This is a genomic window from Paraburkholderia terrae, assembly GCF_002902925.1.
GTDB lineage: Bacteria > Pseudomonadota > Gammaproteobacteria > Burkholderiales > Burkholderiaceae > Paraburkholderia > Paraburkholderia terrae.
Genome location: NZ_CP026112.1, coordinates 2,869,945 through 2,894,177, shown reverse-complemented (window position 1 = coordinate 2,894,177; position 24,233 = coordinate 2,869,945). Strand labels below are relative to the sequence as shown.

The 24,233-nt window shown below is 61.5% G+C and carries 18 protein-coding genes; 11 read left to right on the top strand and 7 right to left on the bottom strand.

The window, feature by feature from the left end:
- Positions 1-10 precede the first annotated feature (10 nt).
- The 3 genes from C2L65_RS29230 to C2L65_RS29220 all read right to left on the bottom strand — a co-directional run bounded on the left by C2L65_RS29230 (position 11) and on the right by C2L65_RS29220 (position 2,737).
- A complete protein-coding gene (locus C2L65_RS29230) occupies positions 11-970 on the bottom strand; it encodes a GlxA family transcriptional regulator (RefSeq protein WP_042304488.1) in 960 nt (319 codons plus the stop codon).
- Between the two features lie 253 nt (positions 971-1,223).
- The gene (locus tag C2L65_RS29225) at positions 1,224-1,574 is read right to left on the bottom strand and encodes a BON domain-containing protein (RefSeq protein WP_427910176.1); all 351 of its coding nucleotides are present in this window, start codon (positions 1,572-1,574) and stop codon (positions 1,224-1,226) included.
- A 47-nt stretch (positions 1,575-1,621) separates the two neighbouring features.
- Positions 1,622-2,737 (bottom strand): porin, encoded by a 1,116-nt coding sequence (locus tag C2L65_RS29220; protein WP_042304490.1) that lies wholly within the window; start codon positions 2,735-2,737, stop codon positions 1,622-1,624.
- 221 nt (positions 2,738-2,958) lie between these two features.
- Here C2L65_RS29220 and C2L65_RS29215 point away from each other — a divergent pair, with 221 nt between their 5' ends.
- From C2L65_RS29215 to C2L65_RS29200, 4 genes are all read left to right on the top strand, one after another.
- On the top strand, positions 2,959-3,885 hold the full coding sequence (locus tag C2L65_RS29215; RefSeq protein WP_007587770.1) for a LysR family transcriptional regulator: 927 nt from the start codon (positions 2,959-2,961) through the stop codon (positions 3,883-3,885).
- 110 nt (positions 3,886-3,995) lie between these two features.
- Positions 3,996-5,189: a CaiB/BaiF CoA transferase family protein gene (locus C2L65_RS29210; RefSeq protein ID WP_042304491.1), complete on the top strand. Its 1,194-nt coding sequence runs from the start codon at positions 3,996-3,998 to the stop codon at positions 5,187-5,189.
- Complete coding sequence (locus C2L65_RS29205; protein WP_042304492.1) at positions 5,186-6,133, top strand: hydroxymethylglutaryl-CoA lyase; 948 nt, start codon at positions 5,186-5,188, stop codon at positions 6,131-6,133. Before C2L65_RS29210 ends, C2L65_RS29205 begins: the two co-directional genes overlap by 4 nt.
- A gap of 62 nt (positions 6,134-6,195) precedes the next feature.
- Positions 6,196-7,539, top strand: coding sequence for an MFS transporter (locus tag C2L65_RS29200; RefSeq protein ID WP_042304493.1), 1,344 nt, complete (start codon positions 6,196-6,198; stop codon positions 7,537-7,539).
- Positions 7,540-7,593: 54 nt separating this feature from the next.
- On the opposite strand, the gene C2L65_RS29195 is transcribed toward C2L65_RS29200, so the two are convergent.
- A complete protein-coding gene (locus tag C2L65_RS29195) occupies positions 7,594-8,319 on the bottom strand; it encodes a GntR family transcriptional regulator (protein WP_042304494.1) in 726 nt (241 codons plus the stop codon).
- A 143-nt stretch (positions 8,320-8,462) separates the two neighbouring features.
- On the opposite strand from C2L65_RS29195, the gene C2L65_RS29190 reads away from it, so the two are divergent.
- The 4 genes from C2L65_RS29190 (at position 8,463) to C2L65_RS29175 (ending at position 15,063) form a co-directional block, all read left to right on the top strand.
- Positions 8,463-9,683 (top strand): pyridoxal-phosphate-dependent aminotransferase family protein, encoded by a 1,221-nt coding sequence (locus C2L65_RS29190; RefSeq protein WP_042304495.1) that lies wholly within the window; start codon positions 8,463-8,465, stop codon positions 9,681-9,683.
- A gap of 272 nt (positions 9,684-9,955) precedes the next feature.
- Positions 9,956-11,242 carry an MFS transporter gene (locus C2L65_RS29185; protein ID WP_042304496.1) on the top strand — a complete coding sequence of 429 codons (1,287 nt, stop codon included), beginning with the start codon at positions 9,956-9,958 and terminating at the stop codon, positions 11,240-11,242.
- 17 nt (positions 11,243-11,259) lie between these two features.
- Positions 11,260-12,009: a 2-keto-4-pentenoate hydratase gene (locus C2L65_RS29180; RefSeq protein ID WP_042304497.1), complete on the top strand. Its 750-nt coding sequence runs from the start codon at positions 11,260-11,262 to the stop codon at positions 12,007-12,009.
- A 39-nt stretch (positions 12,010-12,048) separates the two neighbouring features.
- Entirely contained in the window at positions 12,049-15,063 is a 3,015-nt protein-coding gene (locus C2L65_RS29175) for an FAD-binding and (Fe-S)-binding domain-containing protein (protein ID WP_042304498.1), read from the top strand.
- Positions 15,064-15,751: 688 nt separating this feature from the next.
- Here the strand turns inward: C2L65_RS29175 and C2L65_RS29170 are convergent.
- Entirely contained in the window at positions 15,752-16,891 is a 1,140-nt protein-coding gene (locus C2L65_RS29170) for an IS481 family transposase (RefSeq protein WP_103254506.1), read from the bottom strand.
- Positions 16,892-17,009: 118 nt separating this feature from the next.
- On the opposite strand from C2L65_RS29170, the gene C2L65_RS29165 reads away from it, so the two are divergent.
- Complete coding sequence (locus C2L65_RS29165; protein ID WP_042317403.1) at positions 17,010-18,047, top strand: IS481 family transposase; 1,038 nt, start codon at positions 17,010-17,012, stop codon at positions 18,045-18,047.
- Positions 18,048-18,393: 346 nt separating this feature from the next.
- On the opposite strand, the gene C2L65_RS29160 is transcribed toward C2L65_RS29165, so the two are convergent.
- A complete protein-coding gene (locus C2L65_RS29160; protein WP_042314656.1) occupies positions 18,394-19,518 on the bottom strand; it encodes an aminotransferase in 1,125 nt (374 codons plus the stop codon).
- Between the two features lie 227 nt (positions 19,519-19,745).
- Positions 19,746-20,729 (bottom strand): helix-turn-helix domain-containing protein, encoded by a 984-nt coding sequence (locus C2L65_RS29155; protein WP_042314657.1) that lies wholly within the window; start codon positions 20,727-20,729, stop codon positions 19,746-19,748.
- Between the two features lie 106 nt (positions 20,730-20,835).
- On the opposite strand from C2L65_RS29155, the gene C2L65_RS29150 reads away from it, so the two are divergent.
- The gene (locus C2L65_RS29150; protein ID WP_042314658.1) at positions 20,836-21,735 is read left to right on the top strand and encodes a DMT family transporter; all 900 of its coding nucleotides are present in this window, start codon (positions 20,836-20,838) and stop codon (positions 21,733-21,735) included.
- Positions 21,736-21,966: 231 nt separating this feature from the next.
- The gene (locus C2L65_RS29145; RefSeq protein WP_042314687.1) at positions 21,967-24,150 is read left to right on the top strand and encodes an NHL repeat-containing protein; all 2,184 of its coding nucleotides are present in this window, start codon (positions 21,967-21,969) and stop codon (positions 24,148-24,150) included.
- The last annotated feature ends 83 nt before the right edge of the window (positions 24,151-24,233 follow it).

The following is a 24,233-nucleotide window of genomic DNA, read 5'->3' as shown; positions in this document are numbered from 1 at the left end:
GCCGCTTCGCCTATTCGTGCCGAAAGCGCTCGCGGTATTGCTTGGGCGTCGCGCCGATGCGCTTGGTGAACACGATACGCATGCGGTCGGCCGTGCCGAAGCCGCAATCGTAGGCGATCGTCTTGAGCGCCGCGCCGCTGCTTTCGAGCAGCTTGCGCGCCGCATCCATCCGCGCCCGCTCGACGAACTCATGCGGCGTCACGCCTGTTTCCTGCACGAAGATGCGCGCGAAATTGCGCGCGCTCATGCCCGCCACATCCGCGAGTTGCCTGACCGTGAAGTTGTCGCGGATGTTCGTCATCACATGTGCCTGGATCTTCGCAACAGGCGATGTTTCGTCGGCAGGCGCGGTGAGGTACGGGCTGAATTGCGACTGCCCGCCCTGACGCTGCGAAAACACCACGAGGCGTTTCGCGACCTTCAACGCCGTCTGCGGGCCGTGATCTTCGGTCACGAGCGCCAGCGCGAGGTCGATGCCCGCCGTCACGCCCGCCGACGTCACGAGCCGCTCGTCGCGCAGATAGATGCGGTCGAAATCGACGCGCGCTTTCGGAAACTGCGCCGCAAGCTGCTGCGCGTGCTGCCAGTGCGTCGTGACGTTGCGATCGTCGAGCAGGCCGGCGTGGCCCAACGCGAACGCGCCCGTGCAGATCGAACCGTAGCGCTCGCATTGCGACGCGACGTTCGCGAGCCAGGCGGTAAGGCGCGCGTCGGGCGTGCTCTCCGGCAACGCGGGACCGCCTGCGATCAACGCGAGATCGAACGTGCTGCGCTGCTGATCGAAGGTTTCGTCGGCGACGAGCCGGATGCCGTTGGATGCGCGCAGCGGCTCGCTGTCGGCGGCGAGCAGCGCCACTTCATAGCGGTCCTTGCCGTCGATGAACAGATTCGCCTCGGCGAACACATCGAGAGGACCGGCGACATCCAGCGCCTGGACGCCCGGAAAGATCGCTATGGCAACGCTCGGCATTCAGTGACCTCGCAGACAACGCGTAATGGAAAACGGCAGCAGACGACTTGCACGCTGACCGGTCAGGACGGCCCAGGCAAGTCGATGACGATGGAAGAGGATAGCAAATATGCTTATCAGCCGATTCGGCGCAAGCAGAAGGCCAGATCCCGTGTCGCACGAGACCCGGCCCTGGATGACGCGACGTCAGACTGCCCGCCCTTGCAGGATCGGTTGCAGTCTCGCCTGGAGATCTTCCGATGGATCGCGCTTCTCAAAACGTCGAAAGGGTGAGCGCATTCTGCACGGAAGCCACGCCGGGCACGCCTTGAGCGACGCGCGTTGCCTGTTCGAGCTGCGCCTCTTCGGGTACCCAGCCTTCCAGCAGGATTGCTCCGTTACGCGCGCGCACGGTAATGCCCGTCGCACGCAAACCCTTTGCGCGCGCAAGCGCTGTCAGCACGCGCTTGCGCAGCGCGCGGTCAGCTGTCTTGCTCGATACCGTGGCCGGGTTTGCCACCGTTCCGGATGCGCTTGCGGCACTGCTCGCCTGCGCGCACACGTGACACGACATCGCGACGGCCATGGCGCCAGCGGCAATATGAGCGGCTCGAATGATCTTCAATTTGCGGTCCTTTTATCGATTGAATGGTTGAGCGGCGCAATCCGCGCTCAGAAGCGATGCGTCATCCCGGCCACCGCGAGTGTCTGGCTAGTGCCTGGGCTCGACACCGCGACACCCGGCCAGCTCATCGTGGCCGTTCCGTTGTTGCGCATGTAGCCGCCGCGTGCATAAAGCGCTGTGCGTTTGGAGAGACTGTGGTCTGCGCCGATCTGCACGCCCCATGTGTTGTCATGCGCGCCGCGCACGACGCGCTGGAAGCCCGCGATTTCGAGCGCATCGGCGGGTGTGGCCTGGATCGTCGCGCCAAGCTCGGAGATGCTGAACGAATGGGCCGCGTTGAGCCGCGCGGCGAGTGAGCCAGCGGCCGCATTTTTGGGCCGGTGATAGCCGTAGTTGAATTGCAGATTGACGATGCCGACGCGATAGCTGAGCGCGCTCGTGAAATGCTCGGTGGACAGCGACGGAAGCATGGCAGGCAAACCCGGCACCGTCTTCGAACCCGGATGCTGGTTCTGATACGCCAGTCCGACATAGAGGCCGTAGCCGGAATAGGTTGCGGCCAGATCGAGCATGTTGCCCGTGGATAGCGGCAGCGGCTGCGTGACGCTGGCTGCGAGCGCATACATGCCCCAGAACTGCGCGCCACCCACGTTCGGGCTCTTGTAGATGACGGCGTTGCTCGAACGGCCGCCCGCGCTTTGCACGGCGAGTGTGTTGCGGGCCACTGTCGTTGCGGCGGCAGCCAGTGGCGACAGCACTTCGTTCGCGCGGAACGGGTCGCTCGGATAGAGCGCCCAGAATGTCGGCTGATACTGGCGTCCAAAGGTGATCGAGCCGTACTTTTCGTGCGCGAGACTCACCCACGCTTGGCGATAGAACATCGCTGTCGAATCGCCGAAGAACGCGCCGTTGTTGACGTTGTAGCCATTTTCGACGTTGAAGACCGCCTTCAGGCCGCCACCCAGATCCTCGGTTCCCTTCAGCCCGAAGTACGAGCCGCTGTTGCCACCGCTGCGCTCCGACCACGACCCCTTGCCACCGTTGTTCAGGTATTGGCCGAAGACGTCGACCACGCCGTACAGCGTCACACCGGTTTCCGCCGCAGCCCCGCTCGCGGCCAGGAATAGCATCGCGCCGATCATGCTTCGCCTGCTTGAACACATACATGTCTCCCGTTATGGAACAGGCAGGCCGGCTGTCGTGCGACAGCGCCTTACGCCCGCCTTTCGAACGACAGTGTGTCAGGCGAATTAATCAGGATAACTACCCTGAACGAGGGGGTGCGCAAACGTCCTTTGTTGATAACCATCGCTCACTTCGGAGCACCCGGACGACATTTGCAGCACAATTGCGAATATTCTGTCAGTACGATCCGACTGCCGCCATGGTCCTTAAGAACCTGCTTCGCCGCCTCGACCTCACGACGCTGCAACTGTTCATCGCCGTTTATGAGGAAGGCACGCTGACGCGCGCCGCGGAACGCGAGGCTATCGCCGTCTCCGCAGCGAGCAAGCGGCTGCTCGAACTGGAGCAGGCCGTCGGCGCGACGCTGTTTCAGCGCAACGCGCGCGGCATGACGCTTACGCCCGCGGGCGAAACGCTGCTACATCACGCGCGCCGCGTGATGCGCGGCATCGAGAACATCGGCATCGAACTCGCGGGCCACGCGAGCGGCGTGCGCGGCTACGTGCGGATGATGGCGAACCTCTCTGCGATCGTCGAATTCTTGCCCGAGGACTTGCGCGCGTTTCTGGCCGTCAATGACCGCGTGAAGATCGATCTCGAAGAGCGGCCAAGTGGCGGCGTGGTCGAGGCCGTGGCCGACAGTCTCGCCGATCTCGGCATCTGTTCCGGCGAAGCGGATGCGCGCGGCCTCGAAGTGACGCATTACCGGCACGACACGCTGTGCGTCGTGATGCGCGACGACCATCCGCTGGCCGGCCGCGCGAGCGTCGCGTTCGAAGAAACGCTCGACAGCGATCACGTCGGCCTGCATTCGGCCAGTTCGATCAACGCCCGCACCCACATGGCCGCGCGCCAGGCGGGCAAGGCGCTGAAGCTGCGCATTCACGTGCCGGGCTTCGACGCCGTGTGCCGGATGGTGCAGGCGGGCATGGGCGTCGGCGTGCTGCCCGTCAACGTGTATCGCATCATGGGGCGGCCGTTGGGTCTCGTGTCGGTCGCGCTCGAAGACGAATGGTCCGAGCGCAGCCTCATCATCGTGACGCGCGATTCGGCGCGTCTGTCGCCCGTCGCGCGGCTGCTGTTCGACCATCTGAGCTCCGTCGAAGCCTTGTCCGGTAAGGCTTAGCGCCGAGCGTTCGCGGATCGCGAACGGTCCTTGGCGAAATGCGGTTGGACGCTCTGGCGGCGCCCCTTCTAACCTTGTCTCCAACCTGAAACAAGATTGGAGACAGCATCATGAGTGGTCCGTTACAGGGTATTCGCGTCGTCGAGATCGGCACGCTGATCGCGGCGCCGTTCGCCGCGCGCCTGCTCGCCGAGTTCGGCGCCGAAGTCATCAAGATCGAAGCACCCGAAACGGGCGACCCGCTGCGCAAATGGCGCAAGCTGCATGAAGGCACCTCGCTCTGGTGGTATCTGCAATCGCGCAACAAGAAGTCGATCTGCGTGAATCTCAAGTCGCAAGAAGGCGCCGATGTCGTCAAACGTCTGGCCGCCGACGCCGACGTCGTCATCGAAAACCTGCGCCCCGGCGCGCTCGAAAAGCTCGGCCTCGGCTGGGACGTGCTGCACGCGATCAACCCCAAGCTCACGATGGTCCGCATTTCCGGATATGGCCAGACGGGCCCGTATCGCGATCGGCCGGGCTTTGGCGCGATCGGCGAAGCAATGGGCGGCATCCGCTATACGACGGGTGAAGTCGATGGCGCGCCCGCTCGTGTCGGCGTGAGCCTCGGCGATTCGCTCGCTTCGCTGCACGGCGTGATCGGCGCGCTGATGTCGCTGCTGCGCGTGAAGACGGGGCAGGGCGATGGACAGGTCGTGGACGTGTCGCTGGTCGAAAGCGTCTTCAACCTGATGGAAAGCCTCGTGCCCGAATACGATCTGCTCGGCCATGTGCGCGAGCGCAGCGGCGGCGCGCTGCCGGGCATCGCGCCGTCGAATACGTATCGCACGGAAGATGGCGGCTTTGTCGTGATCGCGGGCAATAGCGATCCGATCTTCAAGCGCCTGATGCAGGTGATCGGCCGCGCCGATCTCGCCGACGATCCCGCACTCGCTCGCAACGACGGCCGCGTCGCGCAAAGCGCGATGCTCGATGCCGCGATCACCGCGTGGACCTCCCATCAATCGATCGACGACGTGCTGGTCGCGCTCGAACGCGCCGAAGTGCCGTCGGGCCGCATCTATTCGGTGGCCGACATCGTCGCCGATCCGCACTATCAGGCGCGCGAGATGTTGCTGAAGGCTGATTTGCCGGGTGGCGCGTCGGTGAAGATGCCGGGCATCGTGCCGAAGCTGTCGGAGACGCCGGGCGAAGTGCGCTGGCAAGGTCCGACGCTTGGCGAGCATACGTCGAGCGTGCTCGCCGATCTCGGCTATGAGCAAAGCGATATCGAGCGGCTGCGCCGCGAAGGAGCCGTGCAATGAACTTCGAACGCGAAACATTCGACAAGCTGATCGTGCAGGAAGTCGCGCCGCGCGACGGCTTGCAGATCGAACCGACATGGGTCGAAACGGCCGACAAGATCGCGCTGATCGATCAACTGTCGACAGCGGGCTTTACGCGCATCGAGGCCGGTTCGTTCGTCTCGCCGAAAGCGATTCCCGCGTTGCGCGACGGCGAAGCGGTGTTCACGCAGATTGAGCGCCGCGCAGGCGTGGTCTTCGTCGCGCTGGTGCCGAACGTGAAGGGCGCCGAGCGCGCGCTGAATGCACATGCGGATGAACTGAACCTCGTGATGTCCGCGAGTCAGACGCACAACCGCGCGAACATGCGGATGAGCTGCGAAGCGTCGCTGGTCGAATTCGGCGATATCGTGCGGCTCGCGAAGCATTTCCCCGTGTCGTTGAATGCGACGGTGGCGACGGCGTTCGGTTGCCCGTTCGAAGGCAAGATCGACGAAGACCGCGTGGTGTCGATTGTCGATACGTACCGTGAAATGGGCATCGACGGCATCACGCTCGCCGATACGACGGGCATGGCGAATCCGCGCCAGGTCGCGCGGCTCGTCACGCGCGTGCTGCAACGCGTGCCTGCCGATGCGCTCACGCTGCACTTTCACAATACGCGCGGCCTTGGTCTCGCGAACGTGCTGGCCGCGTATGAAGTTGGCGCACGCCGTTTCGACGCGGCGCTCGGCGGCCTGGGCGGCTGTCCGTTCGCGCCGGGCGCGTCGGGCAACATCTGCACCGAAGACCTCGTCAACATGTGCGACGAAATCGGCATTCCGACAGGCATCGATCTGCAAAAGCTGATCGCGCTGTCGCGCACGCTGCCTGCGTTGCTCGGTCATGACGTGCCAGGACAACTGATGAAAGCGGGCCGCAATTGCGACGTGCATCCCGTTCCCGATTACGTGCGCGCTATCTGAATATCACCCGACTGAACCACACCGACGACCGGACGACGAATCCGGCCTACAAGGAGACAAACATGAGCACACCAGGCGCAGTCGCGGCGGGCAGCCGTGACGACAAACTAGCGGCCACAGCCGACATCATCAAGAAGGTCACATGGCGGCTCATGCCGCTCATCATGATCTGCTATCTGTTCGCGTTCTTCGACCGCATCAACATCAGCTTCGCGAAGTTCCAGCTGCAAAGCGATCTCGGCTTTTCGGATACGGCATACGGCCTCGGCGCAAGCCTCTTCGTGATCGGCTACGTGCTGTTCGAAGTGCCGAGCAACATGCTGCTGTACAAGGTCGGCGCGCGCAGATGGATTGCGCGGATCATGATTTCGTGGGGTCTCGCGACGGCCGCGATGGTGTTCGTCCAGAACGAATGGCAGTTCTACGGTCTGCGTTTCGTGATCGGCGCGATGGAAGCGGGTTTTGCGCCCGGCGTGCTCTACTACCTGACGCTGTGGTTTCCGGCGAGCTATCGCGGACGCGTGACGTCGTTGCTGTTTCTCGCATCGGCGTTCTCGGGTCTGGTCGGCGCGCCGCTCTCGGGTCTCGTGCTCGGTCAGATGGACGGCGTGTTCGGCATTCGCGGCTGGCATTGGCTGTTCCTGCTCGGCGGCTTGCCTTGTATCGTGCTCGGCATTCTCGTGCTCAAGGTGCTGAAGGATCGCATCGAAGACGCGGGCTGGCTGTCGCCTGCCGAGAAGACGTATCTGTCGAGCCAGATCGCGCAACAGGCGCAGCCGACCACGCAGGGTCACTCGCTGCTCGGCGCGATTCGCACGCCCGGTTTCCTCACGCTCGGCCTGATCTACTTCCTGATTCAGATCGCTTCGTACGGCCTGAACTTCTGGGCACCGCATCTGATCCGCGTCGCAGGTACGCAAAACCCGACCATCATCGGTCTGCTGACGGCCGTGCCTTATATCTGCGGCGCGATCTGCATGGTGATCGTGGGCCGTTTGTCGGATGCTTCGGGCGAGCGTCGCAAGTTCGTGAGCGGGCTGCTGGTGATGGCGGCGGTCGGCTTCTTTGCTGCGGGCTTCTTCGACAAGCAGACGGTGATGCTCGTCGTGGCGCTCGCTGTGCTCGGCGCAGGCGTGATCGCTTCGATTCCCGCGTTCTGGGCGCTGCCGCCGAAGCTCGTGACGGGCGCGGGCGCTGCGGGCGGTATCGCGCTGATCAATACGCTGGGTCAGTTGGGCGGTATCGTCAGCCCGGTGATGGTGGGCCGCGTGCGCGACGTGACGGGTAGCACGACGCCCGCGCTGTATGTGATCGGCGGGTTGAGCCTGATCTGCGCGTTGATCATTCTGTATGGCCTGCCGCAATCGCTGCGTCAGAAGGACCATACGGGGAGCGCTGGCGCGTGACGCGTCGGTGATGCGATAGAAAAAACGCACGGCATCGAGCCGTGCGTTTTGCTTTTAAGCCTTCAGTTTCGCAGCAGCCGCATCTTCGCGCGACTGCACCTGCAACACGGCATCGCGCTTGTCGAGCAAGTGCTGCCGCAAGATCGCACTCAGACGCTTGCCGTCGCGCGCCTCCAGCGCTTTGAGCATCTCGTCGTGATCGTGAATCGCGCTGTCCCACTTCGGAATCTGGAAGTTCGAGCGAAAGCGCAGCGCCTGCAAACGGCGGTTCACGGCGATATACGTCTGACGCAGCGCGGAGTTGCGCGCGGCCTCGTTGATCTTGTCGTGAATCGCCTGATTGCGGCTGTAGTAACCGGCCAGATCGTTCTGCGCGCGGCACGCGAGCATCGCGTAATGCAGCGCCTTGATTTCGGTGAGTTCGACGGCTGTCATGCGCTCCGCCGCAAGCTCGCCGGAAAACGCTTCGAGCCCGCTCATCAACTCGAACGTCTCGCGCAATTCCGCTTCGTCCATTTTGGACACCGACGCGCCGCGATTCGGCTCGATATCGATCAGCCCTTCCGCCGCAAGCACTTTCAGCGCTTCGCGCAACGGCGTGCGCGAAATGCCGAGCGTTTCGCACAGTTCGCGTTCGTTCAGTTTCTTGCCCGGCTCCAGCGTGCCTTCGACGATGAAGCGCCGGATGTGTTCGACCACCGTGTCGTGCAAACGCTGGCGTTCGACCTTCGGCATCAGGGGAGGCGGTGTCAGGCCTGCATCAATGTCCGAATTTTGCATACAAAAATCCTCAAGCACGATTTGAACCGATTTTAAAGCATCCAACCCTCTAGCTGGCTGCGAGGGTAAACACCGCCTTGGGATTGTCACGAATCGTTTGTTATAGTTTTTTGCATGCAAAATTCAATCGAGGAGATCGACCGATGCTGAAACTCGACTTTCATCCCGCAGGCCGCCACTTTTTGCAGATTCCGGGTCCGAGCCCGGTGCCCGACCGCATCTTGCGGGCGATGAGCTATCCGACCATCGACCATCGCGGCCCGGAATTCGGCGCGCTGGGCCTGAAAGTGCTGGACGGCATCAAGAAGATCTTCAAGACGCAGCAGCCTGTCGTGATCTATCCCGCGTCGGGTACGGGCGCATGGGAAGCGGCGCTGTCGAACACGCTGAGTCCCGGCGATCACGTGCTGATGTTCGAGACGGGCCACTTCGCCACGCTGTGGAAGAAGATGGCCGAGAACCTCGGCCTGAAGCCGGAGTTTCTGGGCTTGCCGGGTATCGAAGGCTGGCGGCGCGGCGTGCAGCCGCAAATGATCGAAGCGCGGCTGCGCGAGGACACGCAGCATGCGATCAAGGCCGTGTGCGTCGTGCATAACGAAACCTCGACGGGCGTGACGTCCGATATTGCGGCCGTGCGCCACGCGATCGACGCAGCGGGCCATCCGGCGCTGCTGCTCGTCGATACGATTTCGGGCCTTGCGTGTGCCGATTATCGTCACGACGAATGGGGCGTCGACGTCACCGTGTCGGGTTCGCAGAAGGGCTTGATGCTGCCGCCGGGCATCAGCTTCAACGCCGTGTCGCCGAAGGCGATCGAAGCGGGCAAGCAGGCGAAACTGCCGCGCGCGTTCTGGGACTGGACCGAAATCATCGAGATGAACAAGAGCGGCTACTGGCCGTACACGCCGAATACGAACCTGCTGTATGGGTTGTACGAGGCGCTCGACATGATTCTCGGCGAAGGGCTCGACAACGTGTTCGCGCGGCACGATCGTCTCGCCGAAGCCTGCCGGCGCGCGGTGCGCGCATGGGGCCTCGAGATTCAATGCGCCGATCCGTCCGTGTATAGCCCGGTGCTGACGGGCGTGATGATGCCCGACGGCGTTGATGCCGATGCCGTGCGCAAAGTCATTTACGAACGCTTCGACATGTCGCTCGGTACGGGCCTCGGCAAGATGAAAGGGCGCATGTTCCGCATCGGGCATCTTGGCGATTGCAACGACCTCACGCTGATGGCGACGCTTTCAGGCGTCGAAATGGGCCTGCAGATCGCGGGTGTGCCCGTCGCGGCGAGCGGCCTGCCTGCTGCGATGGAGTTCCTGATGTCGCAGCCGAACGCCACGAAGCTCAAAGCAGCCGCTTGATTGGCCACTTAAGCAGCCGCATCAGCTGCCGATAACCATACGACGAAGGAAGCGCAAACGGCGACACGTTGCTTCCTTCATCTCAGACGCAATCCTCGAAGCACCCACGCGCCCGGCCAGCGCGACGCACAGCAGCGAACAGAAAGACAAAGACGCAAGCGAACCACAAACGCGACCAACGCCAACGGCAGACCCTGCGGACGGCGGCTCGCGCGGCATGAAGGCCGAACACGCCGTGCGAATGCCCCGTCCGCCAGCAACGGAGACAGACGATGAAGCGGTTTCGTGTAACCAGTGCGACCAGTATCGTTCTACTGATGCTATGCATCATGTACTTCATCACCTACCTTGACCGCGTCAACGTCAGCACGGCGGCGGCGGGCTTCGGCAAGGAGTTTCATCTTTCGCATACGGAAATCGGCCTGGTTTTCTCGGCCTTTGCGTATCCGTATCTCGTGTTTCAGATCATCGGCGGCTGGGTGAGCGACCGTTTCGGCGCGAAGCGCACGCTGATTGCGTGCGGCGCGATCTGGGCGCTGGCGACGTTGCTGACGGGCTTCGCGGGTGGACTCGTTTCGCTGCTGTTCGCGCGCGTGCTGCTCGGCTTCGGCGAAGGCGCGACCTTTCCGGCCGCGACGGCCGCGATGTCGCGTTGGGTCGCGAAAGAAAAGCGCGGCTTCGCGCAAGGCATCACGCACGCGGCGGCGCGCATCGGCAATGCCGTTGCGCCCGGCGTGATCGTGCTGGTGATGACGACATGGGGCTGGCGCGAGTCGTTCTATATCTGCGGCGCGTTCAGTCTGCTGTGGGTCGTCGTCTGGGCGATGACGTTCACCGAGTATCCGAAAGAGCATCGCCGCATCACGCAGGAAGAACTCGACTTCTTGCCGCCGCCCAAAGCGAAGATGGCGAACGTGCCGTGGAAAGCGCTCTTCAAGCGCATGACGCCCGTGACCATTGTGTACTTCTGCTATGGATGGACGTTGTGGCTGTTCCTGAGCTGGATTCCGCAGTACTTTCTGCACAGCTATCAACTCGACCTGAAGAAGTCGGCGATATTCGCTTCGGCAGTGTTCTTCGCGGGCGTGATCGGCGATACGCTGGGCGGCATCGTCACCGACAAGGTCTTCGAGCGCACGGGCAACCTCAGGCGCGCGCGCAGCTGGATGGTGTCGATCTGCATGCTGCTCACGCTCGCGTCGCTTGTGCCGCTGATGCTCACGCACAATCTTTATGTATCGATGGTGTGTCTGTCGGCGGGCTTCTTCTTCGCCGAAATGACGATCGGTCCGATGTGGGCGATCCCGATGGACATCGCGCCTGAATACTCGGGCACCGCAAGCGGCATGATGAACACGGGCTCGGCGCTCGCGGCGATCATTTCGCCTGTGCTGTCGGGCTATCTGATCGATACGTTCGGCAGCTGGGAGTTGCCGTTCGCGGGCAGCATGCTGCTGATGGCGATCGGCGTCGTGCTTGCGTTCCGCATGCAACCCGAAAGCCGTTTCGAAACCGGCGCAGAGCCGAGTACACAACCCGCCACGCGCTTTAACGCGTGAGCCTCGCTAACGTTTGAATGACCATGCTGACTCAACAACTCGCCGACGCACGCGCCGATCACACGACGCTCGCGTCGCTCTCGCCCGAACTGATTCCCGCCGACATGAGCGCCGCTTACGCGATCCAGCACGAGTTGCTGGCGATCCACGGCGCGCGAATCGGCGGCTGGAAGATCGGTGCTAAGTCCGCCGAAGGCGCGATTCAGGGCGCGCCGCTGCCTTCTTCAGATCTGCATGCCGATGGTGCGCGTCTGCCGCGCGCGCACTACACGCCGCTTGGCCTCGAACTGGAGATCGCGTTTCGCTTCGGGCGGCATTTCGAACCTTCGGCCAATGCGTATCACGAAGTCGAAGTGCTCGATGCAATCGATTCGATGGCCGCGACCATCGAAATCGTCGCGAGCCGCTTCGCGCAGTGGCCCAACGTCGACAAGCTCGCGCAACTCGCGGATTTGCAGAATCACGGCGCGTTGATCGTCGGTGAGTTCACGGAGTACCGGCGCGATTTTCCGTTCGTTGCGCCCGCGCTGGGCTTCACTTTCGAAGGACAGGGTGTCGTGAAAGCGACGCCTTCAAATCCGTGCGGTGATCCGCGACGCCTGCTGACGTGGCTCGTCAATCACTGCACGCAGCATCATCGCATTGCGGTGACACCCGATATGATCGTCACGACGGGTTCGTATACGGGCATGTTCTTTCCGCAGCATGCGGGCACTGCGCGTGGGCAGATCGACGGGCTCGCGCCCGTCAGCGTCACGCTCGAATAGTTTCGTACTACCCGCCTCGCTTTTTATAGGCCGAAGCACATGTCGAACGCCGATTCTCTGCTGGTCAAACCGATTCATCTCGTGCCGTCTTCGGCGCGCCTGAGCACGCCGCTTGCGAACCGCCTGCGCAAGGAATTGCGCGGCGATGTACTGTTCGATGCAGCAAGCCGTGGACGTTATTCGACGGATGCGTCGATCTATCAGATCACGCCCATCGGCGTGGTCGTGCCGCGCGATCAGGATGATCTGCTCGTCGCGCTCGACGTTGCACGCAGCGAACGCGTGCCACTGCTCGCGCGCGGCGCGGGTTCGAGCCAGTGCGGGCAGACGGTTGGCGAAGCGCTCGTGATCGATACCAGTAAATGGCTCAATCAGGTCATTGCGTTCGACAAGGAAAAGCGCACCGTGACGGTCGAGCCGGGCATCGTCCTCGATCATCTGAATGCGTGGCTGAAGCCGCATGGTCTGTGGTTTCCTGTCGATGTATCGACGGCGGCGCAATGCACGATCGGCGGGATGGCGGGCAACAATTCGTGCGGTTCGCGTTCGATCGAATACGGCAACATGGTTCACAACGTCGAAGCGATCGACGCGATTCTCGCGGACGGCACGCAAGCGCATTTCGCTTCGCTGCGCGATGCGCCGCAGGGCGCGCGTTTGCAGCAGATTGTCGAAGACGTGAAGGCGATTGCTTTGCGCGAGCACGACGAGATCGTCGCGCAGGTACCGAAAGTGTTGCGGCGCGTGGCGGGCTACAACATCGATCTGTTCGATTGTCAGAATCCGCGGGCCTATACCGATGATGGCTTTGCCAATCTCGCGCATCTGCTGGTCGGCTCCGAAGGGACACTTGCGTTCAGCCGCCAGCTGACGCTGAAGCTCGCGCCGCTGCCTGCGCACAAGACACTGGGCGTCGTGAACTTTCCGACGTTCTGGCAGGCCATGGACCTGACGCAGCACATCGTCAAGCTCAAGCCCGTCGCCGTCGAACTGGTCGATCGCACGATGATCGATCTCGCTATGAGCAATCCCGCGTTCCGGCCGGTGATCGAGAAAGCGCTGGTCGGCAGGCCCGAGGCGATTCTGCTCGTCGAGTTTGCAGGCGAGAACCGCGACGAACAATTCGCGTCGCTCAAGCAACTCACCGAACTGATGGCCGATCTCGGCCTGCCTGACTCGGTCGTGCAGATGCCTGACGCGGGCGAGCAGAAGGCGCTATGGGAAGTGCGCAAGGCGGGTCTGAACATCATGATGAGCATGAAGGGCGACGGCAAGCCCGTGTCGTTCATCGAAGACTGCGCGGTGCCTTTGGAACATCTTGCTGAATACACGAGCCGGCTGACCGAGGTGTTTCATCGCAACGGCACGGAAGGGACGTGGTACGCGCACGCGAGTGTCGGCACGCTGCACGTGCGGCCGATTCTCGACATGCGCCGCGACGGCGCGACGAAGATGCGTGCGATCGCCGAGGAAGCGGCGGCGCTGGTGCGCGAATACAAGGGCGCGTATTCCGGTGAACATGGCGACGGATTGTGTCGCGGCGAATGGGTGGCGTGGCAGTACGGTCCGCGCATCAACCGGGCGTTCAGCGAGATCAAGGCGCTGTTCGATCCGAACAACCGGATGAACCCGGACAAGATCGTGCGTCCGCCGAAGATGGACGATTCGAGTAACTTTCGCTTTGCGCCCGGCTACAAGGCCCAGTCGTTGACGCCTGCGCTCGACTGGTCGACGTGGAATGTGGAGCGTGATCCGATGACGGGCGTGGAGACCGCGCGTGGCACGGGCAACGATCTGGCGGGCGGTCTCGCGAAGGCCGTCGAGATGTGTAACAACAACGGTCACTGCCGCAAATTCGATGCGGGCACGATGTGCCCGAGCTATCGCGTGACGAAGGATGAGCAGCATGTGACGCGTGGACGGGCGAATACGTTGCGGCTTGCGCTGTCGGGGCAGCTGGGTGATGAAGGGCTTGCTAGCCAGGACGTGAAGGACACGCTTGATCTGTGCGTCTCGTGCAAGGGCTGCAAGCGCGACTGCCCGACAGGCATCGATATGGCGAAGTTCAAGATCGAAGCGCGTGCCGCTTGGGCGAAGAAGAATGGGCTGCGGTTGCGGGAAAAGATGATCGCGTTTATGCCGCGTTATGCGGCGTTGGCGGCGCGTTTGCCTGGGATGTTTTCGGTCGCGGCTGATATGCCATGGTTCAAGCGCTCTTTGGGGCTTGCGCCGCAGAGGTCGTTGCCACGGTTTGTGAAGCCTTTTTTGAGTAGTGGAAATGTAAAGGCTGCTTCGTTGGGTGCGCAGAGCGCGCAAAAAGAAGTGCTGTTATTCGTCGATACGTTTAACAACAGCATCGAGCCGGAGAATGCACGCGCTGCGCAACAGGTGCTCGAAGCGGCGGGTTATACCGTGCACTTCAATACGATTGAGGGCGAGCGTCCGCTTTGTTGTGGAAGAACTTTCCTCGCGGCAGGGCTCGTCGATGAGGCGAAGCACGAGGCCCGCCGGATGCTCGATGCGTTCAGGCCATTTGTCGAACGTGGTGTGCCGGTGGTTGGGTTGGAGCCTTCTTGTTTGCTGTCGTTGCGGGATGAGTTTCTTCAATATGGTTTTGGGGAAGAGGCAGAGCGACTGTCGAAACTCGCGATGCTATTTGAAGAGTTTCTTGTGCGTGAGCACAAGGCTGGTCGATTGAAGCTCGAGTTGAAGCCGCTTGACGACGCGAGCCAAGTGTTGGTGCATGGGCATTGTCATCAGAAAACATTTGATGCGGTTTCCCCCGTGCAGACTGTTTTGAAGTGGATTCCTGAGATGAAGGTGTCGATGGTTGAATCTTCGTGTTGCGGGATGGCGGGGAGTTTTGGATATGAGGCAGAGCATTACGAGGCTTCGATGGCCATGGGTGAGTTGTCATTGCTGCCTGCGGCGCGTGCGATCGACGCTCATACCTTGATGGTCGCGGATGGGACTAGTTGTCGGCATCAGATTCATGATGGAGCAGGAGTGAGCGCGCTGCATGTCGCGCGGGTTTTGGTGCGGGCTTTGAAGTAGTGTGGTTGCTACGCAGGCCGTTTTGGTGTTTTGTCTTTTGCGCTGGCATCCGCGCTTTGCCTTCGTGCTTCAAGCGTCGCCCCTGTGCGGGGCGGCACCTACTTTTCTTTGCCGCCGCAAAGAAAAGTAGGCAAAAGAAAGCGGCTAACACCGCCAACATTTCTTCTTGCCTGAGGGCCCCCAACCGGTCTTACGCTTCACACGGCAGCATTTCTGTTCGCGGTCGTTGCCAACGCTTCGAATGAGCGCCTCACCCACTTCAAACACCCGAACAAGGGCAAGCGGCAGCGAATGGTATCTGCCGCCCAGGTGGCAAACTGTGTGTAGGTTGTCGCGACGTACACGTTAGCGCCCTTACATGGAGGGACACGTGCGCAATCGGTCCGAAGTGAGGCGTGTGAGGTGCTACGGCCTACACACAGTTTGCCACCTGGGCGGCGGTGGACTATCTGGCATGGCGTGCTCGGACGCGGGTGCGTGAAGCGGGTGATGCGTACCGCAAGTGCGTTGGCAACGAACATGGGTCACGTGATTGCCGTGTGAAGCGTAAGGCCCTGTGGGGGCCCTCAGGCAAACACAAGAACTGGCGGTGTTAGCCGCTTTCTTTTGCCTACTTTTCTTTGCGGCGGTGTATGGACCGGGGACATGGGTAACGGGTGTGCGGGGACATGGGTAACACCTTGTCCGTTCATTCTGGCTCATCCAGGTTGATGGTTGTCAGTCGGTGATGCATGAAATACACGTCATAGCCGTTCTCGAGACCTGCATGTGGCCGCATGGCAATGGGCATGTTGTGCAGGGCATTTGATACCTTGAAATGTCGTGACCTGAAGCGCACCTCGCCATTGCATCCCACGCGCACAACCGTGTCGTTGCTGCCGTATTCGATAGGCGGCAGTTTCTCGGGATAGGTCCGCGCACTGACGCGATATCGGGTAGCTGGCGTGGCCATGCCCAAGGCCTGATGCGGACGCTGATGGTTATAGACGGTGCGCCATGCATCGAATGCGTTCTGCGCGTTGCGCAGGGTACGGAAGTGCTGGCCATTGAGGACTTCCGCCTTCAAGGTACGGTGAAACCGTTCGTCCTTGCCATTGGTTTGCGGATGCAACGGGCGGCTGTGGGACAGTCGCACGCCCAGACGAACAAGCCAGACTCCCAGCGCGGTAAGCTGTCCCGGCTGGCTTGGACTGCCCCACGGCGAACCGTTGTCCGCGTTGATGCGCGACGGCAGACCGTAGCGACGGAAGGTCTGCCGCAAATGAGTGAGCACGATGCGGGTATCAGTCTTGCCACAGGCATCGAGCACAAGACTAAAGCGTGAATGATCGTCCAGTACCGTCAGCGGCGAGCAGCGTCGACCGTCCTGCAACTCAAACCAGCCCTTGAAATCCATTTGCCAGAGATCGTTGGGCTGCGCGTGCTCGAAACGCTGCCAGGGCGTGGCGGCATCGGAGGCCTCGGGGCTGATCAGGCCGTGACGGTGGAGGATGTCAGTAATGGTGCTGGGCGCGGGCACCCCGACATGGCCCTGATCACGCAGGCGCTGGCCGATCTTGCGCCCACCCCAGGCCGGATGCGCCTGTCGCAGGGCAATGACGTCCTGTTCGAGCTGCGATGCCGTGCGCCCCGGGCTCTGCTGCGGGCGACGCGAACGATCGGCCAGCGCGGCGTCGCCACCCTGCGCGTGACGCGCCAGCCACTTATAACCGGTCTTGGGACTGATCCCGAAGCGCCTGCACAGTGCACGCCGGTTGGCGCCTTCCTGCGAGGCGAGTTCAACGAATTCCAGACGGAGGTTCATGGTGTTTCTCGGGTTCCAGGACATGAGCTGTAATAGCCTAGACTAAATCTGACAGTAGTCGGTTTCTCGTGCCGTTGCGCGTGGGCGCGGAGGACGTAGTCCGAAGCGGCGACGCGCAACGGTGAACCGCAAGGAGTCCACCATGACTCAGGAACAGAAAGTCATCCGCGCCAAGGTCGGTATGCTCGAACTGGCGCGGCAACTGGGCAATGTCAGTCAGGCCTGCCGGGTAATGGGCTATTCCCGCGACAGCTTCTACCGCTTCAAGGAACTGTACGACAAGGGTGGTGAAGCGGCCCTGCAGGAAATCTCCCACCACCGCCCGCTGCTAAAGAACCGCGTGGATCCCCAGGTCGAGGCCGCGGTGATCGAACTGGCCCTGGAACTGCCCGCTTACGGCCAGATCCGTATTGCCAACGAGGTGCTCAAACGCCACGCCCTCAGCGTCTCGCCACAGGGAGTGCGTAGCATCTGGCTGCGCCATGATCTTGAGACCATGAACAAGCGCCTGAAGGCGCTGGAGGCGAAGTCCGCCCAGGAAGGGCTGGTGCTGACCGAATCGCAGCTCACCGCGCTGGAGCGGGCCAAGCTGGAAAAGGAAACGCATGGCGAATTCGAATCTGAATGTCCCGGCTACTGCGGCGCCCAGGATACCTTTTATGTCGGCACCCTCAAGGGCGTCGGCCGCGTCTATCAGCAAACCTTCGTCGACACTTACTCGAAGGTGGCGTTTGCCAAGCTCTACGACCGCAAGACCCCGCTGCCGGCGGCCGACCTGCTCAATGATCGCGTCGTACCGTTCTTCGACAGCTACGGTATTCCGCTTGCTCGCGTTCTGACTGACCGGGGTACCGAGTACTGCGGAAACCCCGAGCATCACGAATATGAGCTCTATCTGGCCGTGGAGAACATTGATCACACCCGCACCAAAGCTCGTTCTCCACAGACCAACGGCATCGTCGAACGACTTCACAAGACCATGCTCAACGAGTTCTATCGCATCGCGTTCCGCAGGAAAATCTACGATTCGATCGCAGCCCTGCAGACCGATCTCGACGCATGGCTTGACCAGTACAACAATGAGCGCGAACATCAAGGGCGATGGTGTTACGGCAAGACACCTATGCGTACCTTCCTCGACTCACTCGAACTTGCCAGGGAGAAACTGATTCCTCACTGAATCGCCTTCCTTCATTCGCTTCCCCGACTACCTGTCAGGTCCGGTCCAGGCTAATACACATGAGCGGCTCCGGGCGAATGGTTCGCCCAGAGTGTTACCCATGTCCCCGCACACCCGTTACCCATGTCCCCGGTCCATACACGGCGGCAAAGAAAAGTAGGTGCCGCCCCGCACAGGGGCGACGCTTGAAGCACGCTTACAAATCGCGGATGCCAGCGAAAACCCATAAAACCAAACCAGCCGCGCCACGAACCCAAAACCCGAATTCCAGCGCATAGCCAAAACCCAGATCCCACCGCGAAGGCAAAAACCGCAACCCGCCGCGCAGCGCAGGCGCAAAAAAATCTCAGCGCGCTACACCCCGCAAAAACTCGGACACTTTCGCGAGCCCCGCCACCAGCACCTCACGATTATTCGTATACCCAATCCGGACATACCCTTCAACATCCAGCGCGCTACCAGGCGTAAACATCACCCCAGTCTTCTCAAGCAAAGAAACGCAGAACTGACGAGAAGTCATATCAACATTAACCTTCACAAGAGCAGTAGTCCCAGACTTCGGTTTCACATAAGAAAGCAAAGGCTCCTTAGCAATCCACGCATCCAGCACCGCGAGATTAGTCCGCAAAATCCCGTGATTACGTTCCAGAATCGCCTTGCGATTTTCCAGCGCGATAGAAGCCAGCAAATCATTCAACATCCCAACACTAATCGTGTTGTAGTCCCGATGCGTCCGCACGCGCTGAAGCAACTCAACAGGCGCGACAATCCAACCCACCCGCAAGCCCGCCAGCGACCACGTCTTCGACATGCTGCCCGTGCTGATACCCTTCTCGTACACATCCGCAATCGATGCAGTAAAACCGGTCCCTTCCTGATCCGTACCGCGATACACCTCATCGTTCAGTACATAAGCGCCACAAGAGCGCGCGATCGCCGCAATCTCCACGAGAAACTCGCGATCCATCAGCGACCCAGTCGGATTATTCGGATTGTTGATCGCGATGACGCGCGTGGTCGGCGTGACCATTCGCCTCAATTCATCCAGATCAGGCAGAAAGCCGTTTTCTTCACGCAAACGCAGAATGTCGACCTTCGCGCCGTAACTCTCGGGAATCGAATAATGCTGCTGATACGTGGGCAGCACCGAAATCACATGATCGCCAGGTTCGACGAGCGTTTCATAAACCAGCGCATTCGCGCTGATCGCCCCGTGCGTAATCAGCACATTCGGCACGCCCTGCTTCTCATACAGCGACGCGACATTGCTGCGCAAACGCTCAGTACCGTCGATCGCGCCATACGTCAGCTTCATCGGCAGAATCTCGCCGAGCAGCGCGTCTTCCTTGCCCGCGATCTTCAGCAGTTCGCCAACCGTCAGCGATTCGACGCACGTCTCCGCAAGGTTCAACTCGCATTGGTTCTCGTAGAGATCCATCCAGCGTTCGACTCCAAATTCCCTGATTTGCATGAGTTCTGTCCTCGTGTGAAAGCAGTGGCTAGGGCGCGGCTGGTCAGACGTTCGCGGCGCAGGTTGATTGCTGTCGAGTGTAGACTATTTGTCTCAAATAGACAAACGGAGTCCATGACGAGACGAAGCGATGGCGAACGCGTGTACGCGAAGACCGCGTCGCGACAGCACATGGAGAATGGGAGAACAGCGTACGCCCGAACGGGACGCGACGCAGGCGCGAAATGTCAGCCGGCGCGCAGCGCCTGGCGCCAGGCGGCGGGCGACACACTGACGCCTTGACGGAACCGGTGGCTGAAGTGGCTCGCGTTGGCATAGCCGCATTGCGTCGCGATATCGATGAGTGGCAACGCTGTCGTGCGCAGCAGCGTGCGCGCGCGTTCGAGTCGCTGCTGCGCAATCCACGCATGCGGCGGCAGGCCGAACGATGCGCGGAACATCCGCGCAAGATGGAATTCGGAGAGATTTGCGACGGCGGCCAGTTCGCCGAGCGTCAACGGCTGCGTCAGGTTCTGGTCGATGTACTCGCGCAACCGGCGGCGCGTCGCCACGGCAAGACCGCCCTTGAGCACCGCATCCGCACGGTGTACGCCCTGCGAGCGCAGCAACAGGCTCAGGATTTCATGCGATGTTTCGTTTGCGCGCAGACGGCCGTCGGCGTCGTCCCACGCGTCGTTCGCGAGCGACTGGCAGAGCGTGGCAATGTGCTCGTCCTCGAAGTACGTGCGGTCGGCAAGCGTCAGTTCGCGCGGCTCGCGGTCGAGTTCTCGGATCGCGCGCTGCGTGAAGTGCTCGGGCAGGAAGTACAGATGCATGAAATGCATGTGGCCGCGTACCCACCAGCGCGATTCGTGATCGCCGGGTAGCGCGCACAAGCGGCTCGGCGCGCCATAGCGCCCCGGCAGCTTCTGGCGCTCGGTGCGATAGCCGCCGTCCAGATAGCACGAGAGCGTGTGATGACCTGGTTGGTCGTACACCGTTTCGGCTTCTTTCGTTTCGCGCGTCCAGATCGCGACGGCGAGCTGATCGCCCAGCCACGCGAAGCGTTCGAGAGTCGCATTGGAGTCGCTCAGCGTCTTGCAGACCGAATGCAGGCCGAATGGCGGATCGGCTGGGTCGGTCGTGGGGATGAGCGGTGTGTTCACGTGGATGCGGCGAAACGAAAAGGGGACGCGGAGACTAAGTGCTTGCATCGAGTATACGGCCAGCACGCATTTCGCTCCCTGCGATATGCCAAAAGTGCGCAATTCTGGACAATCGAACGGACGTGCGCAGGTGCATAGTCGGGGCCAACTCGTATTGTGTGGCCCTATTGCAATGAATCTGTTTCTTTATGTTGTGACCGTGCTCATCTGGGGCACGACCTGGATCGCGATCAAGTGGCAGCTCGGCGCCGTGCCGATGTCCGTCTCGATTGCGTGCCGCTTCTGGCTCGCCGCCATCGTGCTGTTCGCGCTGCTGAAAATCATGCGTCGCCCGATGTGGCCGCCGCGCGCTGCATGGCGCTTTCTCGCCGCGCAGGGTCTCGCGCTGTTTTGCGTGAACTTCCTGTGCTTCTATTACGCGGAAAGCGTCGTGCCTAGCGGTCTCGTGGCTGTCGTGTTCTCGACCGCGCCGCTTCTGAACTCGCTCAACGGACGGCTTTTCATGGGACGCCCGTTGCAGCCGACGGCCATTGTCGGCGCGGTGCTCGGACTGGCGGGCATCGTGTGTCTGTCGTTGCAGCAGATGGCCGGGCATCTCGGCGATCACGCCGCTTGGCTCGGTCTTGCCGTCGCGTTCGCGGGGACGATGTGCTTTTCGGCGGGCAATCTGCTGTCTAGCCGCATGCAGTCGATGGGTCTGCATCCCATCGTCACCAACAGCTGGGCGATGCTGATCGGCGCGAGCGTGTTGACGGTCGGCAGTCTCGCCGCCGGTCTGCCGTTCGCGCTGGAGACGGACGCGCGCTATCTCGGCGCGCTCGTCTATCTCGCGGTGCCCGGCTCGGTGATCGGTTTCACCGCGTATCTGATGCTGGTCGGGCGCATCGGGCCGGAGCGCGCCGCGTATTGCACGGTGCTGTTTCCGTTCGTCGCGCTGGCTGTGTCGACGGTGTTCGAAGGCTATCGATGGTCGGCGCTTGCCGTCGTCGGACTCGTATTGGTGGTGGCGGGCAATCTCGTCGCGTTCGGCGTCACGCAGCGTCTGTTCGTGCGACGTGCGCGCGCTGCGTGATGCTTCAAGCTAATGCCAATTCGATTCGAATAAAAGCGGAAAAAATCGCTAAACGAATTATTTAAGGGGAAACGGTCGCGTTCTGATTTGAGAAGATAACTAGCACAATAAATCTATTCCATGCGAATTGGATATTAATTCGTACGGAATGGCAAATGCGAATCGATAAGCACATCGATGAAACGCTTTATCTGCATTTGCAAACGTTTTGCTTCTCGCAAGGACACGACCGTGAAAGTCTCGACCCGCCTCGCTGCCGCGCTTTTCGCGCTCGGCAGCCTGATTCCCCTCGGCGCTGCTGCGCAATCGCAATTGACCTACACCACATCGTGGATAGGCAATAGTTTTGGATTTGGCGACGGCAAATGGATGCAGCAGGACATTCAGGCGATTAACGTTGCGCCGGATGGAACGGTATTCACCAATTCGCCATGGGATGAAAGCGGAAGCGAAATTGCCGCCTATAAAAATGGCGACAAAATTGCAGTTGCCGGCGCGACGCACGGCTGGGGCGCGGCGGGCGGCGACGCGATTGCGTCGAATAACGCTTACGTGTACGCGGCGATGTCGATCGGCAATCAGAACAATGGGCTGGTCGGCGCGGATTATCCGCCGAACGGACAGACGTGGTTCGGCATCACGCGCCGCTCGCTTGCGAACATCGCGGTCGGTGCGCCGTTCGACAGCGGCATCGGCAACAGCGCAAACGCGACGAAGAACAGCTTTCTGCGAGTGAATGCCGTAGCGACAGGCACCGATGCGGGCATTCGCGGCCTCGCGGCGACGGACGCCGAACTGTATGCGTCGGATACCTACGGCAACCAGATCGTCGTGTTCGATGCAAACACGATGCGACGTCTGCGGTCGTGGAATGTCGCGGCGCCGGGACGCATCGCGCTCGATACCGACTCGACCATCTGGGTGATGAGCGGCTTCGGCACGGGCAGCGTGAGCGTGCTGCACTATTCGTCGACAGGCGCGCCATTGGCGGGCACGCTCGCGTTGCCCGCCGGCACCGTGCCGACTGACCTCGCCATTTCGCCTGCGGGACAAATTCTCATTGCCGATAACAGCCCGAAGCAGCAAGTCCTCGTCTACGACAGAGCGGCAAGCGGCGCGACTCGACTCGCGGGTGCGCTCGGCACGCTATACGGCATCTTCCACGAACCGAAGGGCATACCTGGCAACTGGCGCTTCAACGGCATCACGGGCATCGGCTTCGATCAGGCGGGCAACTTCTACGTCGCGCAGAACGGCGAAGGACCGCGTCCGCTCGCATCGGCGACAGTCGGACAGGGCGCGGTGCTGGAAAGCTACCGCTACGCGACACGCGGCTTCAACTGGCGGCTGCAAGGGCTGACATTCGTCGACAGCGCGGCCTTCGATCCCGCGACGCCGAACATCGTCTACACCGGCTCCAAGCGCTTCACGATGGACTATGCGCAGTCGTCCGGCCGCGAATGGAAGTACGCGGGTTTCACACTCAACCGTTTCGATTTCCCCGACGACCCGACGTTTCATCAGCCGCGCGGCGTACGCGGCGAGCCGATGGTGCGGCGGATCAACGGCAAGCCGTATCTGTACACACTCGATCCGGGCGCGCATTACCTGAACGTCTATCGCTTCGATGCCGCGCATGACGAAGTGGCGATTCCATCGGGCCTGTTCGCGCAGAATCCGCTGCCGGGCGACTGGCCCGTCGGTCAGCCGACGTACGGCGAATGGATGTGGCGCGATACGAACGGCGACGGCCACGTCGACGCAAGCGAGATCACCGGGAATCCGTCGACGGGCAGCACGGTCGGCAACGGCTTCTGGTGGGTCGATACGCCGGGCAACGTTTGGCTCGCGACGCCAGCGAGCGGTATCCGCGAAACGCCGTTGCAGGGCATCGACAGCGCGGGCAACCCGATCTACACGTATGCAAGCTCGAAGACATTCCCGATGCCTGCGCCGTTCAATCGCATCGCGCGCATCGTCTATATCGCTGAAACGGACACGATGTACGTGTCCGGCTACACGAGCAGCCTGCCGTGGGACGCGACGCACTGGAAGGAGGCGGGCCGCATTCTCGTACGCTACGACAACTGGAGTTCAGGCTCGCCTACCCCGGTTTATACGATCGCGTTGCCGTGGAATGCGAGCAGCAATCCGCAGGTCACGCCCGTCGGCGTCGCCGTTGCGGTCAACTATATCTTCGTCGCCGAGTTGTACACGCCGAAGGTCGACGTATACGACGCGCGCTCGGGGCAAATGGTCGGCTATATGACGCCGGGCGCCGTGGTCGGCAACACGACGGGATGGGTCGACGTGTATCTCGGCATCAGCGCGGTGCGGCGCGGCAACGGCGAATATGTCGTGCTGCTCGAAGACGATGCGCGCGCCAAAATCCTGATGTATCGATGGACACCCTGAACGTCTCGTGAACTTGGCTTGATCGTCGTCAGTCGAATGAGAAATGCCGCAAGTGCATGCCGTCTGTGCGAATGGACGGCTGC